General features: G+C 72.6%; 11 protein-coding genes and 1 pseudogene. 9 read left to right on the forward strand and 3 right to left on the reverse strand.

The features are described 5' to 3' along the window. The gene (paaN, locus tag ACFY16_RS11660) at nucleotides 1-1,719 is read right to left on the reverse strand and encodes a phenylacetic acid degradation protein PaaN (RefSeq protein WP_390646901.1); all 1,719 of its coding nucleotides are present in this window, start codon (nucleotides 1,717-1,719) and stop codon (nucleotides 1-3) included. Nucleotides 1,720-1,878: 159 nt separating this feature from the next. On the opposite strand from paaN, the gene ACFY16_RS11665 reads away from it, so the two are divergent. Together ACFY16_RS11665 and ACFY16_RS11670 are read left to right on the forward strand one after the other, a co-directional pair. Further along, nucleotides 1,879-3,393, forward strand: coding sequence for a 3-hydroxyacyl-CoA dehydrogenase (locus ACFY16_RS11665; protein WP_390646902.1), 1,515 nt, complete (start codon nucleotides 1,879-1,881; stop codon nucleotides 3,391-3,393). Continuing rightward, nucleotides 3,390-3,980, forward strand: a complete 591-nt coding sequence (locus tag ACFY16_RS11670; protein WP_390646903.1) for a TetR/AcrR family transcriptional regulator — start codon at nucleotides 3,390-3,392, stop codon at nucleotides 3,978-3,980. The genes ACFY16_RS11665 and ACFY16_RS11670 overlap by 4 nt, the downstream gene beginning before the upstream one ends. Nucleotides 3,981-4,100: 120 nt before the next feature. Here the strand turns inward: ACFY16_RS11670 and ACFY16_RS11675 are convergent, their stop codons facing one another. Continuing rightward, nucleotides 4,101-4,586 (reverse strand): Lrp/AsnC family transcriptional regulator, encoded by a 486-nt coding sequence (locus ACFY16_RS11675; RefSeq protein ID WP_390647246.1) that lies wholly within the window; start codon nucleotides 4,584-4,586, stop codon nucleotides 4,101-4,103. Between the two features lie 190 nt (nucleotides 4,587-4,776). Between ACFY16_RS11675 and pdhA the strand changes: the two genes are divergently transcribed. From pdhA to ACFY16_RS11700, 5 genes are read left to right on the forward strand one after another with little or no spacing between them, the layout of a single operon-like run. Further along, nucleotides 4,777-5,922, forward strand: coding sequence for a pyruvate dehydrogenase (acetyl-transferring) E1 component subunit alpha (gene pdhA / locus ACFY16_RS11680; RefSeq protein WP_390646904.1), 1,146 nt, complete (start codon nucleotides 4,777-4,779; stop codon nucleotides 5,920-5,922). Further along, entirely contained in the window at nucleotides 5,919-6,923 is a 1,005-nt protein-coding gene (locus ACFY16_RS11685; RefSeq protein WP_390646905.1) for an alpha-ketoacid dehydrogenase subunit beta, read from the forward strand. The genes pdhA and ACFY16_RS11685 overlap by 4 nt, the downstream gene beginning before the upstream one ends. Continuing rightward, nucleotides 6,923-8,380, forward strand: coding sequence for a dihydrolipoamide acetyltransferase family protein (locus ACFY16_RS11690; RefSeq protein WP_390646906.1), 1,458 nt, complete (start codon nucleotides 6,923-6,925; stop codon nucleotides 8,378-8,380). Before ACFY16_RS11685 ends, ACFY16_RS11690 begins: the two co-directional genes overlap by 1 nt. Before the next feature lie 55 nt (nucleotides 8,381-8,435). Continuing rightward, nucleotides 8,436-9,401 (forward strand): NTP transferase domain-containing protein, encoded by a 966-nt coding sequence (locus ACFY16_RS11695; RefSeq protein ID WP_390646907.1) that lies wholly within the window; start codon nucleotides 8,436-8,438, stop codon nucleotides 9,399-9,401. Beyond that, nucleotides 9,398-10,792 (forward strand): molybdopterin molybdotransferase MoeA, encoded by a 1,395-nt coding sequence (locus tag ACFY16_RS11700; RefSeq protein WP_390646908.1) that lies wholly within the window; start codon nucleotides 9,398-9,400, stop codon nucleotides 10,790-10,792. Before ACFY16_RS11695 ends, ACFY16_RS11700 begins: the two co-directional genes overlap by 4 nt. A 21-nt stretch (nucleotides 10,793-10,813) precedes the next feature. On the opposite strand, the gene ACFY16_RS11705 is transcribed toward ACFY16_RS11700, so the two are convergent. Then, nucleotides 10,814-11,929: a potassium channel family protein gene (locus ACFY16_RS11705; protein WP_390646909.1), complete on the reverse strand. Its 1,116-nt coding sequence runs from the start codon at nucleotides 11,927-11,929 to the stop codon at nucleotides 10,814-10,816. A gap of 180 nt (nucleotides 11,930-12,109) precedes the next feature. Here ACFY16_RS11705 and ACFY16_RS11710 point away from each other — a divergent pair. Then, nucleotides 12,110-12,808, forward strand: a pseudogene (locus tag ACFY16_RS11710) (potassium channel family protein); the annotation flags it as partial. Nucleotides 12,809-12,930: 122 nt separating this feature from the next. Further along, nucleotides 12,931-13,923 carry an NAD(P)H-quinone oxidoreductase gene (locus tag ACFY16_RS11715; RefSeq protein WP_390646910.1) on the forward strand — a complete coding sequence of 331 codons (993 nt, stop codon included), beginning with the start codon at nucleotides 12,931-12,933 and terminating at the stop codon, nucleotides 13,921-13,923. The last annotated feature ends 28 nt before the right edge of the window (nucleotides 13,924-13,951 follow it).

Here is a 13,951-nt window from a genome sequence, read left to right on the forward strand (position 1 = left end):
TCAGACCTCCCGTCGCACCTCCACCACCCGGAAGCGGCCGGCGACGAACGCGCCGTCGGTGAGAGTCGCATTGGCCGCCGGGTTGCCGCCCGAGCCGTGGAAGTCGGAGAAGGCGGCCGTCTGGTTGACGTACACCCCGCCGGTGAGGTTCAGGGAGAGCTGGGCGGCCTCCTCCAGGCAGACCTCCTGGACGGCCCGCTCGACCTCCTCGTCGGTGGTGTACGCGCCCACCGTCATCGCGCCCTTCTCGCGGATCGTCCGGCGCAGCAGCTCCACCGCGTCCGACGCCGAGTCGACCGCGACGGCGAAGGAGACGGGCCCGAAGCACTCGTTCATGAAGGCGGCCTCGTCGTCCGCCCCCTCCCAGTATTTCCGCGCACCGTCCAGCTTCACGATCACGGGCGTACGGACGACCGCTTCGGGGAAGTCCGGGTTGCTGATCTGCCGTGACGCGAGGGCGACCTCGCCCAGCCCCGCGGCCGCCTCCAGGCGGGCCTTCACGTCCGGGTTGACGATGGCGCCGAGCAGGGCGTTCGCGCGCGCGTCGTCACCGAGGAGGCCGTCCACGGACCGCGCGAGGTCGGCGACGACCTCGTCGAAGGTCCGGGGGCCCTCGTCGGTGCGGATGCCGTCGCGGGGGATGAGCAGGTTCTGCGGGGTCGTGCACATCTGGCCGCTGTACAGCGACAGCGAGAAGGCCAGGTTGGAGAGCATCCCCTTGTAGTCGCCGGTCGACTCGACGAGGACCGTGTTGACGCCGGCCTTCTCCGTGAAGACCTGCGCCTGACGGGCGTTGGCCTCCAGCCAGTCGCCGAACGCCGTGGAACCGGTGTAGTCGATGATCCGGATCTCCGGGCGGGTGGCCAGGGTCTTGGCGATGCCCTCGCCGGGCCGCTCGGCGGCCAGCGCCACCAGGTTCGGGTCGAAGCCGGCCTCGGCGAGCACCTGGCGCGCGACCTGCACGGTGAGCGCGAGCGGCAGCACCGCGCGCGGGTGGGGCTTGACCAGGACCGCGTTGCCGGTGGCCAGGGACGCGAACAGGCCCGGATAGCCGTTCCACGTCGGGAAGGTGTTGCAGCCGATCACCAGGGCGATGCCGCGCGGGACGGGCGTGAACTGCTTGGTGAGCGCGAGCGGGTCGCGTTTGCCCTGCGGCTTGGTCCACTCCGCGGTGTCGGGGGTGCGGACCTGCTCCACGTACGCGTACGCCACCGCCTCCAGACCGCGGTCCTGCGCGTGCGGTCCGCCCGCCTGGAGCGCCATCATGAAGGCCTGGCCGCTGGTGTGCATGACCGCGTGCGCGAACTCGTGCGTCCGGTCGCTGATCCGCTTGAGGATCTCCAGGCAGACCACGGCACGCAGCTCCGCGCCCGCGTCCCGCCAGGCCCGCTGACCGGCCTTCATGGCGGGCAGCAGCACGTCCACGTCCGCGTGCGGGTACGTCACGCCCAGCTCGACGCCGTACGGGGAGACCTCCCCGCCCACCCAGTCGTCCGTGCCGGGCTGGCCGAGGTCGAGGCGGGTGTTCAGGACGGCGTCGAAGGCGGCCTTGCCCGCCGCCGCGTCCAGGCTGCCGTTCTCGCCGTAGGCCTTGGGGTGTTCGGGGTGCGGTGACCAGTACGCGCGCGTACGGATCGCCTCGAGCGCCTGGTCGAGGGTGGGCCGGTGCTTGGCGATCAGCTCGTGGGCGGTCGCTTCGACGATCGGTTCGGCGGCCATGCGGGACCAACTCCTCTTTTCAAGAACTCTTCGTCGAGCTCATGACCTGGGCAGAACATGGGCAGAAACAGCTAGTCAGAGTTAGAGTAACCGAACGATCGGTCGGGACAAGGGGGCCTGCCGCATCTGTGGAAAACCCCGTGCGGGAGGATCGCGCACATGACAGCACTCGACCTCAGCAGCCCCGTGGCCGTCGTCGGCGCCGGCACCATGGGCCAGGGCATCGCCCAGGTCGCGCTGGTCGCGGGCCACTGCGTACGGCTGTACGACGCCGCCCCCGGACGCGCCCAGGAGGCGGCCGAAGCGATCGGTGCCCGCCTGGACCGGCTCGTCGAGAAGGACCGCCTCACCGCCGCCGACCGGGACGCGGCACGCGCCCGGCTGCTCCCCGCGCGCGAGCTCGCCGACCTCGCGGACTGCTCGCTGGTCGTCGAGGCCGTCGTGGAGCGACTGGACGTCAAGCAGGAGCTGCTGCGCGAGCTGGAGGGAATCGTCAGTGACGACTCCCTGCTCGCCACCAACACCTCGTCCCTGTCGGTGACCGCGATCGGCGGCGCCCTGCGCAACCCCGGCCGCTTCGTGGGCCTGCATTTCTTCAACCCCGCGCCGTTGCTGCCGCTCGTGGAGGTCGTCTCCGGCTTCGCCACCGACGTCACCTCCGCCACGCGCGCGTACGAGACGGCCCGCGCCTGGGGCAAGACGCCGGTCGCCTGCGCCGACACCCCCGGCTTCATCGTCAACCGCATCGCGCGGCCCTTCTACGCCGAGGCCTTCGCGGTCTACGAGGCCCAGGGCGCCGACCCCGCCACCATCGACGCGATCCTGCGCGAGTCGGGGGGCTTCCGGATGGGCGCGTTCGAGCTGACCGACCTGATCGGGCAGGACGTCAACGAGTCCGTCACGCACTCGGTGTGGCAGTCCTTCTTCCAGGACGTGCGCTTCACCCCGTCGCTCGCCCAGCGCCGGCTGGTCGAGTCGGGCCGGCTCGGCCGCAAGAGCGGACAAGGCTGGTACGACTACCGCGACGGCGCCGAGCGCGCCGAGCCGCACACCGCGGAGAAGGCACAGCCGCCGGCGTATGTGGTCGCCGAGGGCGGCCTGGGCCCCGCCTCGGAGCTGCTCGCGCTGATCCGCGAGGCGGGCATCCAGGTGCGCGAGGAGGACGAGGACCACGGCACGCGCCTGGTGCTGCCCGGGGGCGGCCAGTTGGCCCTCGCCGACGGCCAGACCTCCGTGGAGTTCCGGGACGTCGTCTACTTCGACCTCGCCCTCGACTACCGCAGGGCCACCCGCATCGCACTGTCGGCCTCTCAGGACACCGCTCCGCAGACTCTCGCCGAGGCCATCGGCCTCTTCCAGGCCCTCGGCAAGGACGTCAGCGTCATCGGCGACGTGCCCGGCATGATCGTCGCCCGCACGGTGGCCCGGATCGTCGACCTGGCGCACGACGCCGTGGGCAAGGGCGTGGCCACCGAGGAGGACGTCGACACCGCGATGCGCCTCGGGGTCAACTACCCGCTCGGCCCCTTCGAATGGAGCCGCAGACTCGGCCGCAACTGGGCGTACGCCCTCCTCGACGACCTGCACCTGCGCGACCCCGGCGGCCGCTACGCGCCGTCCCTCGCGCTGTACCGCCACGCGTACGCCACCGACAAGCGGGAGGGCACCCCATGACCACCGCCAAGCGCGACACGTACACGCCGGAGACCCTGCTGTCGGTCGCGGTGCGGGTCTTCAACGAGCGCGGCTACGACGGCACCTCCATGGAGCACCTGTCCAAGGCGGCCGGCATCTCCAAGTCGTCGATATACCACCACGTCACCGGCAAGGAGGAACTGCTGCGGCGGGCCGTCAGCCGGGCGCTGGACGAGCTGTTCGGGATCCTCGACGAGGAGCACGCGCGCGTGGGGCGGGCCGTCGAGCGCCTGGAGTACGTCGTGCGGCGCATGGTCGAGGTGCTGATCACCGACCTGCCCTACGTGACGCTGCTGCTGCGGGTGCGCGGCAACACCGGCACCGAGCGGTGGGCCCTGGATCGGCGCCGCGACTTCGACCACCGGGTCGCCGATCTGCTGAAGGCGGCGGCGGCCGACGGGGACGTGCGCGGTGACGTGGAGGTGCGACTCGCGACGCGCCTCGTCTTCGGGATGATCAACTCGGTCGTCGAGTGGTACCGCCCGGGGGGCGGGGGGATAGCCGAGGGCGACGTGGCCGATGCCGTGGTGCGGCTGGTCTTCGGGGGGCTGCGCAAGGCCGAGTGAGTCACCCGCAGGCTTGGCGGGTCACGCTCGGGTTCGGCGGGTCACGCTCGGGTTCGGCGGGCCATCCTGAGACTCGGTCGGTCACCCTGAGCCTCGGTGAGTCGCCCTCGGGCGCGCGGATCACCCCTGAGGCTCCAGGTCCTCCTCCTCGAACACCAGCAGCGTGCGCGTGCTGAGCACCTCGGGGATCGCCTGGAGCCGGGTGAGCACCACTTCGCGCAGCGCCCTGTTGTCGGGCGTGTGCACCAGCAGCAGTACGTCGAAGTCACCGCCCACCAGTGCGATGTGGGACGCCCCTGGCAGCTGTCTGAGCTGCTCGCGCACCGTGCGCCAGGAGTTCTGCACGATCTTCAGCGTGATGTACGCGGACGTGCCCTGGCCCGCGCGTTCATGGTCCACGCGGGCCCCGAAGCCACGGATGACGCCGTCCTCGACGAGGCGGTTGATCCGCGCGTAGGCGTTCGCGCGCGAGACGTGCACCCGCTCGGCGACCGTCCGTATCGACGCCCGGCCGTCGCCCTGGAGGATCTGGAGGATGTCCTGATCGATGGCGTCCAGCGGACGCGGCGGCGGCAGGGCGGTGCCGCCGTCCGGGCGTTCGGCCATTTGTTCAGGTGGCATGTCCCCCCGCCTCTCCGTCATGGACGTACTGCGTCCATCTCAGGTTGTGGAGAACCGTTTGTCCACAGCCTGAGGGTGCATGTAGCCAAAATGTGCTGACGACCGAACAATCGGTAGGTGAGGCGGGTCACAGCCGACACGTCTCCCGTAGCCACTCCCACGAGGAGGTGCCGTCATGACGGTGATGGAGCAGCGGGGCGGGTACCGGCCGGCGCCGCCGCCCGCCTGGCAGCCCCGGACCGACCCCGCGCCGCTGCTGCCGGACGCGGAGCCGTACCGCGTTCTCGGCACGCAGGCCGCCGTGAAGGCCGACCCGGAGCTGCTGCGGCGGCTCTACGCGCACGTGGTGCGCGGCCGCCGCTACAACGCGCAGGCCACCGCCCTCACCAAGCAGGGTCGGCTCGCCGTCTACCCCTCCAGCACCGGTCAGGAGGCGAGCGAGGTCGCCGCCGCCCTCGCCCTGGAGGAGCGCGACTGGCTCTTCCCGAGCTACCGCGACACCCTCGCCGCCGTCGTACGCGGCGTGGACCCGGTTCACGCGCTCACCCTGCTGCGCGGCGACTGGCACACCGGCTACGACCCCCACGAGCATCGCGTCGCGCCGCTGTGCACGCCGCTCGCCACCCAGCTCCCGCACGCCGTCGGCCTCGCCCACGCGGCCCGCCTCAAGGGAGACGACGTGGTCGCGCTCGCCATGGTCGGCGACGGCGGCACCAGCGAGGGCGACTTCCACGAGGCGCTGAACTTCGCCGCCGTCTGGCAGGCCCCGGTCGTCTTCCTCGTCCAGAACAACGGCTTCGCGATCTCCGTCCCGCTCGCCAAGCAGACCGCCGCCCCCTCCCTGGCCCACAAGGCCGTCGGGTACGGCATGCCGGGCCGCCTGGTCGACGGCAACGACGCGGCCGCGGTGCACGAGGTCCTCAGCGACGCCGTACGGCACGCGCGCGCGGGCGGCGGTCCCACGCTCGTCGAGGCGATCACGTACCGCGTCGACGCCCACACCAACGCCGACGACGCGACCCGCTACCGCTCCGACGCCGAGGTCGAGGCCTGGCGGGCGCACGACCCGGTCATGCTGCTGGAGCGCGAGCTGACGGAGCGCGGCCTGCTCGACGAGGACGGCATCCGGGCCGCGCGCGAGGACGCCGAGGCGTTGGCCGCCGGCCTGCGCGAGCGGATGAACCAGGACCCGGTGCTCGACCCGATGGACCTGTTCGCCCACGTGTACGCCGAGCCCACCTCCCAACTGCGCGAGCAGCGCGCCCAGTTGCGGGCCGAGTTGGAGGCCGAGCACGACGACCAGGAAGGTGCCCTCCGATGACCACGGTCGCCGTCAAGCCGGCCACCATGGCACAGGCCCTCACGCGCGCACTCCGGGACGCCATGGCCGCCGACCCCACGGTGCACGTCATGGGCGAGGACGTCGGCACCCTCGGCGGTGTCTTCCGCGTCACCGACGGGCTCGCCAAGGAGTTCGGCGAGGACCGCTGCACGGACACCCCGCTGGCCGAGGCGGGCATCCTCGGCACCGCCGTCGGTATGGCGATGTACGGGCTGAGGCCCGTCGTCGAGATGCAGTTCGACGCCTTCGCCTACCCGGCGTTCGAGCAGCTCATCAGCCATGTCGCCCGCATGCGCAACCGCACCGGCGGGAAGATGCCGCTGCCGATCACCGTCCGCGTCCCCTACGGCGGCGGTATCGGCGGGGTCGAGCACCACAGCGACTCGTCCGAGGCGTACTACATGGCGACTCCGGGGCTCCAGGTCGTCACGCCCGCGACCGTCGCCGACGCCTACGGGCTGCTGCGTGCGGCCATCGCCTCCGACGACCCGGTCGTCTTCCTCGAACCCAAGCGCCTGTACTGGTCGAAGGACTCCTGGAACCCGGACGCCCCGGCGACCGTTGAACCGATAGGCCGCGCGGTGGTGCGGCGCTCGGGCCGGAGCGCCACACTCATCACGTACGGTCCGTCGGTGCCCGTCTGCCTCGAAGCCGCCGAGGCGGCCCGGGCCGAGGGCTGGGACCTCGAAGTCGTCGACCTGCGCTCCCTGGTGCCGTTCGACGACGAGACGGTCTGCGCGTCGGTACGACGGACCGGGCGCGCGGTCGTCGTGCACGAGTCGGGCGGGTTCGGCGGCCCGGGCGGAGAGATCGCGGCCCGGGTCACGGAGCGCTGCTTCCACCATCTGGAGGCACCGGTGCTGCGCGTCGCCGGGTTCGACATCCCGTACCCGCCGCCGATGCTGGAGCGCCACCACCTGCCCGGCGTGGACCGGATCTTGGACGCCGTGGCGCGTCTGCAGTGGGAGGCGGACAACTGATGGCACAGGTGCTGGAGTTCAGGCTCCCCGACCTCGGCGAGGGGCTCACCGAGGCGGAGATCGTGCGCTGGCTGGTGCAGGTCGGGGACGTCGTCGCCATCGACCAGCCGGTCGTCGAGGTCGAGACGGCCAAGGCGATGGTCGACGTGCCCTGCCCCTACGGCGGCGTGGTCACCGCCCGCTTCGGCGAGGAGGGCACGGAACTACCCGTCGGGGCACCGCTGCTGACGGTCGCGGTCGGCGAACCGGCCACGCGCGACGAGGACACGGGATCCGGCAACGTCCTGGTCGGATACGGGACGGGGACGGCTCCGGCGCGGCGGCGCAGGGTGCGGCCTGCGGCCGGGCCCACGCCTTCCGAGGGCCCAAGGACACCCGGGACCACGGCACCGGAGACCACGGCACCGGAGACCACGGCACCCGGGACCACGACCCCCGAGGCCGCGACCCCCACGACCGCGGCCCACGCGCGCGTGGGCGCATTGCCCGTGGCCTCGCCGCCCGAAGAAGAACGGCCCGTTCCTGTGATCTCGCCCCTCGTGCGGCGGCTCGCCCGCGAGAACGGGCTGGATCTGCAGGAGCTGACGGGCTCCGGGCCCGACGGGCTGATCCTGCGGGCGGACGTCGAGTACGCGCTGCGGGCCGCCACCGCACAAGGGCGGCCGGCCGAGCCGCACGTACGGCCGGCGCCCGCGCGGACCACGACCCCCGAACCGCACGCCCCAGCGACCGCCCTCGGCGGCACCCGTGTCCCCCTCAAGGGCATCCGAGGCGCCGTCGCCGACAAACTGACCCGAAGCCGGCGCGAAATCCCCGACGCCACCTGCTGGGTGGATGCCGACGCCACGGAACTGATGCGGGCACGGACGGCCATGCAGCGCTTTTCTGGGGGACACCCCCAGACCCCCACCACCGCGGGCCCGAAGATCTCCCTCCTCGCGCTGCTGGCCCGCATCTGCACCGCCGCCCTCGCCCGTTTCCCGGAACTCAACTCCACCGTCGACATGGACGCCAGGGAAGTCGTCCAGTTCGACCACGTGCACTTCGGCTTCGCCGCGCAGACCGAGCGTGGGCTGGTCGTGCCCGTCGTCCGGGACGCGCACGCACGGGACGCGGAGGGACTGACCGCGGAGTTCGCGCGGCTGACCGAGGCGGCCCGGACCGGGACGCTGACGCCCGGCGAACTCACCGGCGGGACCTTCACGTTGAACAACTACGGAGTGTTCGGCGTCGACGGCTCCACGCCGATCATCAACCATCCCGAGGCGGCCATGCTCGGCGTCGGCCGCATCGTCCCCAAGCCCTGGGTGCACGAGGGAGAGCTGGCCGTGCGACAGGTCGTCCAGCTCTCGCTCACCTTCGACCACCGGGTGTGCGACGGCGGCACGGCGGGCGGTTTCCTGCGGTACGTGGCGGACTGTGTGGAACAACCGGCCGTACTCCTGCGCAACCTGTGATCACGGCGCTGCCCACACGTTCCCTGTGATCAGGCCGGGCCGCATACTCGGGGGGGTGACCGCATACGAGCCCCTCGGTGAACCCGACGCCGCTGCCGACAGCGCGCCGGGCACGGCCGGGACCGCGTACGGCACCGCCTACGACGCCATCGTGCTCGCCGGCGGTGCCGCCCGGCGGCTCGGCGGGGCGGACAAGCCCGGCGTGCGCGTGGGCGGACGCCCTCTCATCGACCGGGTGCTGGCGGCGTGCGCCCAGGCCCGCACCACCACGGTCGTCGCCGACCCCCGGCCCACCGCGCGGCCCGTGACCTGGGCGCGCGAGGAGCCGCCCGGCGGCGGACCGGTGGCCGCGCTCGACGCGGGCCTTCGGCACACCACCGCCGAGCAGGTCGTCGTACTCTCCGCCGACCTCCCCTTCCTCGGCGAGCCGACCGTACGGCGGTTGCTGGCGGCCCTGCGTGCGAGCGGCGCCGAGGGCGTGCTGCTCACCGACGCCGACGGCCGGGACCAGCCGCTCGTGGCCGCGTACCGGGCGCCCGCGCTGCGCCGGGAACTGGCGGCACTCACCCTTGAGCACGGGGCTCTCACCGGCCTGCCCCTGCGCCGGCTGACCGCCGGGCTCGACCTCACTCGCGTCCCCGACCCCGTCGCGTCCTTCGACTGCGACACCTGGGACGACATCGCCATCGCCAGGGCACGCATCAGGGAGCATGGACACGTGTTGGATGAATGGATTTCCGCAGTCAAGGACGAGCTGGGCATCGACCTCGACGTCGACACCGGCGTGCTGCTCGACCTCGCCCGAGACGCCGCCCACGGCGTGGCCCGGCCCGCGGCCCCGCTGACCACCTTCCTCGTCGGCTACGCGGCCGCGCGGGCCGGCGGCGGCCCCGAAGCGGTGACCGAGGCATCCCGCAAGGCCGCGGCGCTCGCGCTCCGCTGGGCGGACGAGGAGAGCGGCGCGGCCAAGCCCGACGCCAAGCCCGAGGCCGACCCCGACGCGGGCCCGGACGCCGGATGACCGCCCCCGGCATCCGGGCGGACGGAGAGACCGGGAACGCCGAGGACGCAGAGGATCTCGACGTCGAGGAGGTGCTCGCGCTCGTGAACGACGGCAGCGGCCGCATCCCGGGGAGCCAGGGCCCCCCACCCACCGCGCGGCGCGGGGCCCACGGGGCCTCTCGCAAGCCGGACGCCCACCACAGGTCGACCCCCTGGCCCGAGGCCCGTGCGATCGCCGAACGCGCGGGCCGTGCCGCCGGCCGAAGCGCCCACCGCACCCCCGTCTCCGTCCCCCTCGACGGCTCCCTCGGCCTCACCCTGGCCGCTCCCCTCGCCGCCCTCACCGACCTGCCCTCCTTCGACACCTCCGCGATGGACGGCTGGGCGGTCGCGGGGCCCGGCCCTTGGGACGTACGCGACGAGGGCGTTCTCGCCGGCCACGCCCAGCCCGAGCCCCTCACCGACGGCGAGGCCGTCCGCATCGCGACCGGGGCCCGTATCCCGGCGGACACCACCGCGGTCCTGCGCAGCGAGCACGGCCGTACGGACGACAAGGGCCGCCTGCACGCCACCCGCGAGGTCCAGCACGGCCAGGACATCCGCCCCCGCGCTCAGGAGTGCCGCTCCGGCGACCAACTCCTCGCTGTCGGCACCCTGGTGACGCCCGCCGTCCTCGGCCTCGCCGCGGCCGCCGGGTACGACACACTCACCGTGGTCCCCCGCCCCCGCGTCGACGTACTCGTCCTCGGCGACGAACTGCTCACCGAGGGACTGCCGCACGACGGTCTGATCCGGGACGCCCTCGGCCCGATGCTGCCGCCCTGGCTGCGTGCCCTGGGCGCCGAGGTCATCGCCGTCCGCCGCCTCGGCGACGACGCGAAGGCCCTGCACAAGGCCCTCACGACCTCCGACGCCGACCTGATCGTCACCACCGGCGGCACCGCCGCGGGCCCCGTCGACCACGTCCACCCCACGCTCGGCCGGATCGGCGCCGAGCTCCTGGTCGACGGCGTCAAGGTACGTCCGGGCCACCCCATGCTGCTGGCCCGCATCAAGGAGAACCAGCACCTCGTCGGCCTGCCCGGCAACCCCCTCGCGGCCGTCTCCGGCCTGCTCACCCTCGCCGAACCCCTGCTGCGGACGCTCGCCGTACGCCCCGCCCCGGAGCCGTACGCGCTACCGCTCCAGGAGGCGGCGCACGGGCATCCGTACGACACCCGGCTCATCCCCGTGGTCCTGCGCGGGGACCGTGCCGTGCCGCTGCACTACAACGGTCCGGCCATGCTGCGTGGCGTCGCGGCGGCCGACGCCCTCGCGGTCGTACCGCCGGGCGGCGTCCGGCCGGGTCAGGAGACGGACCTTCTCGATCTGCCGTGGGCGGCCGCCGGAATCGGGGCGTGTTTCACGTGAAACAACGCCACCGCGCCGCTCTCAGGACTCGAGAGCGGGCACGGCCCGGCTCACCGTGATGACCCGGTCCCCCGCGCGCAGGCTTGTCAGCCGGGGGTCGGCGTAGTCCAGCAGCTTCCCGTCGCGTACGGCGGCCACGACCAGGTCCGCGCAGTCGCGGGGCGCTCGGCCCACCTCGTCGGCCGCGACCGGGCGCTCGGTGAGGTCCAGGCCGCTGCCGAGGGTCATGAGGTCCTCCAGGATCCGGGCCACCGACGGGCTCACCATGGACACCCCGAGCAGCCGGCCGGCGGAGCTCGAGCTGGTGATGACGGTGTCCGCGCCGCTCTGCTTGAGCAGGGGCACGTTCTCGTCCTCCCGGGCGGCGGCGACGATCGTGGCGCGCCGGTTCAGCTGCCGGGCGGTGAGCGTGACCAGGGCGGCCGTGTCGTCGCGCTGCGGGGCGACGATCACCCGGGAGGCGTTCTGGGCCTCGGCCTTGAGGAGGGTCTCCGAGCGGGTTGCGTCCCCGGTCACGGACACCAGCCCGTCGTCGCCGGCCAGGTCCGCGGCCTTGCGCTGCGCGTCCACGACGACGATCCGCTCCTTGGCGACGCCCTGTCCGACCAGTGTCTCCACGGCGTGCCGGCCCTTGGTGCCGTACCCGACGACCACCACGTGGTCCCGGATCCGGGCGCGCCACCGGTGGATGCGGACCTGCTGGCGGGTGCGCTCGGTGAGGACTTCGAGGGTGGTGCCGACCAGGATGATCAGGAAGACCACGCGCAGCGGCGTGATGATGAGGATGTTGGTGAGCCGGGCGGCGTCGCTGACCGGGGTGATGTCGCCGTACCCGGTGGTGGAGAGCGTGACTGTGGCGTAGTACGCGGCGTCGAGGAGGTCGAGGGAGCCGTCGGCGCTGTCGCGGTAGCCGTCGTGGTCGGCGTAGACGATCAGCGTGGTGGCGGCGAGCACCAGCAGGGCCAGGGCCAGGCGCCGCAGCACCTGTTGCAGCGGGGGCGTGGCGGTCTGGGTCGGCATCGTGATGGACCGGCCCGCCTCCGCGTCGTCGCGGGCCTCGGTGCGCGTCCGGTACCAGACGGCGCGCAGGAGGGAGAGCCTCCGCGCCCGGTACGGCGGTCGTGCCTCGTCGTTCATCGCGTGCCCCCTGTGGCGGTGATCCGGACAGTCGAACACCATGGTTCCCGACCGGCACCATGGTTCCCGACGTGGACGCGCGCGTCACGAAGCAACACGTCCGCCGCAGTAGCCTCCACCGCAACACCGTCAACGCAACACCCTCACCGCAACACCTTCACCGCGGCACACCAACATGGGAGGTCCACCTTGCGCGACCACACCGTCGTCGTCGGCTTCGGCACGAAGGGCCGGTCCGCGATCCGGACCGTCTGTGCGACGGGGCTGAAGAGGGGCCAGGTCGTCGTGATCGACCCCAGTGCCAAGACGATCGACGCCGCGACGGCCGAGGGCTTTGCGGGGATCGTCGGGGACGCGACGCGCAGTGATGTGCTGCGGCAGGCCGAGGTGCAGCGGGCGGGGCGGATCATCATCGCCACCCAGCGCGACGACACGGCCGTCCTGGTGGCACTGACGGCCCGGCAGCTCAATCGCGGGGCGAAGATCGTGGCCGCGGTGCGCGAGGAGGAGAACGCTCCGCTGCTGAAGCAGTCCGGCGCCGACGAGGTCATCACCAGCGCCGGTGCGGCCGGCCGGCTGCTGGGCCTGTCCGTGCTCAGCCCCGCGGCCGGGCGGGTCATGGAGGACCTCATCCAGCAGGGCGACGGGCTCGACCTCGTCGAACGGCCCGTCACCAAGGCCGAGGCGGGCCGCAGCCCCCGCGAGACCGACGACCTCGTGGTGAGCGTCCTACGCGGGCACCGGCTCCTCGGATACGACGATCCGGCCCTCGGCGTCCTGGAGCTGACGGACCGCCTGATCACGATCGTCCGGGCCGCGCCGGACGGTGAGCCGGACGCGTCCGACACGCGAGGCATCCCGCCGCTCCCCCCGGCCTGAGCACGGTCCGGCCCCGCTCGCGGTTGTACAGCCGCCGAGGAGGCCGTTACCGGCCAGGGCGCCCGCTCTTTTCCGGAGCACCTGCCCGGGAACGAAGGGGCAGCGGGGGTAGCGTCCCTCTCATGTATGCGATCACGATTCCCGAACCTGGCGGACCCGAGGCACTGGTGTGGGCCGAGGTCCCCGACCCGGTGCCCGGTGAGGGCGAGGTCCTGGTCGAGGTGGTGGCCAGCGCCGTCAACCGCGCCGACATCCTGCAGCGGCAGGGCTTCTACAACCCGCCGCCGGGCGCTTCGCCGTATCCCGGCCTGGAGTGCTCCGGCCGGGTCGCCGCGCTCGGCACCGGTGTCTCCGGCTGGAAGGTCGGCGACGAGGTGTGCGCGCTGCTGGCGGGTGGCGGTTATGCCGAGAAGGTCGTCGTCCCGGCCGGTCAGCTGCTGCCCGTACCCGAGAGCGTCGACCTCAGGCAGGCCGCGGCGCTGCCCGAGGTGGTCTGCACGGTCTGGTCCAACGTCTTCATGATCTCCCACCTCCGCCCGGGCGAGACGCTGCTCGTGCACGGCGGCTCCAGCGGCATCGGCACGATGGCGATCCAGCTCGCCAAGGCCGTCGGTGCCAGGGTCGCCGTCACCGCGGGCACCAAGGAGAAGCTGGAGAAGTGCGCGGAGCTCGGCGCGGACGTCCTGATCAACTACCGGGAGCAGGACTTCGTCGTCGAGGTCGACCAGGCCACGGGCGGGGCGGGTGCCGACGTCATCCTCGACAACATGGGCGCCAAGTACCTGGACCGCAACGTCCAGACCCTCGCCGTCAACGGCCGCCTGGCGATCATCGGCATGCAGGGCGGCGTCAAGAGCGAGCTGAACATCGCCACGCTCCTCAACAAGCGCGCCGCGATCAGCGCGACCTCGCTGCGGGCCCGCCCGCTCTCCGAGAAGACGGCCATTGTCGCGGCCGTACGCGAACATGTCTGGCCACTGATCGCCACAGGCCGCGTACGCCCCGTCGTCGACCGCGAACTTCCCATGAACGAAGCGTCCGCCGCACACCGGACGGTGGAGGACAGCGGCCACATCGGAAAGGTGCTGCTGGTCGTTCCCGAGAACCTGACCTAGAACCTGATCCGGGGACGGACCTGCGGCC

Origin of the sequence: Streptomyces sp. NPDC001315 (assembly GCF_042896175.1) — a bacterium.
Lineage (GTDB): Bacteria > Actinomycetota > Actinomycetes > Streptomycetales > Streptomycetaceae > Streptomyces.

What these genes read in the sequence shown, in the direction of transcription:
- ACFY16_RS11715 (WP_390646910.1), top strand. Translation starts at nt 12,931, where the DNA reads ATGTATGCGATCACGATTCCCGAACCTGGCGGACCCGAGGCACTGGTG.
- ACFY16_RS11665 (WP_390646902.1), top strand. Translation starts at nt 1,879, where the DNA reads ATGACAGCACTCGACCTCAGCAGCCCCGTGGCCGTCGTCGGCGCCGGC.
- ACFY16_RS11670 (WP_390646903.1), top strand. Translation starts at nt 3,390, where the DNA reads ATGACCACCGCCAAGCGCGACACGTACACGCCGGAGACCCTGCTGTCG.
- ACFY16_RS11700 (WP_390646908.1), top strand. Translation starts at nt 9,398, where the DNA reads ATGACCGCCCCCGGCATCCGGGCGGACGGAGAGACCGGGAACGCCGAG.
- ACFY16_RS11705 (WP_390646909.1), bottom strand. Translation starts at nt 11,929, where the DNA reads ATGAACGACGAGGCACGACCGCCGTACCGGGCGCGGAGGCTCTCCCTC.
- ACFY16_RS11675 (WP_390647246.1), bottom strand. Translation starts at nt 4,586, where the DNA reads ATGGCCGAACGCCCGGACGGCGGCACCGCCCTGCCGCCGCCGCGTCCG.
- paaN (WP_390646901.1), bottom strand. Translation starts at nt 1,719, where the DNA reads ATGGCCGCCGAACCGATCGTCGAAGCGACCGCCCACGAGCTGATCGCC.
- ACFY16_RS11685 (WP_390646905.1), top strand. Translation starts at nt 5,919, where the DNA reads ATGACCACGGTCGCCGTCAAGCCGGCCACCATGGCACAGGCCCTCACG.
- ACFY16_RS11690 (WP_390646906.1), top strand. Translation starts at nt 6,923, where the DNA reads ATGGCACAGGTGCTGGAGTTCAGGCTCCCCGACCTCGGCGAGGGGCTC.
- pdhA (WP_390646904.1), top strand. Translation starts at nt 4,777, where the DNA reads ATGACGGTGATGGAGCAGCGGGGCGGGTACCGGCCGGCGCCGCCGCCC.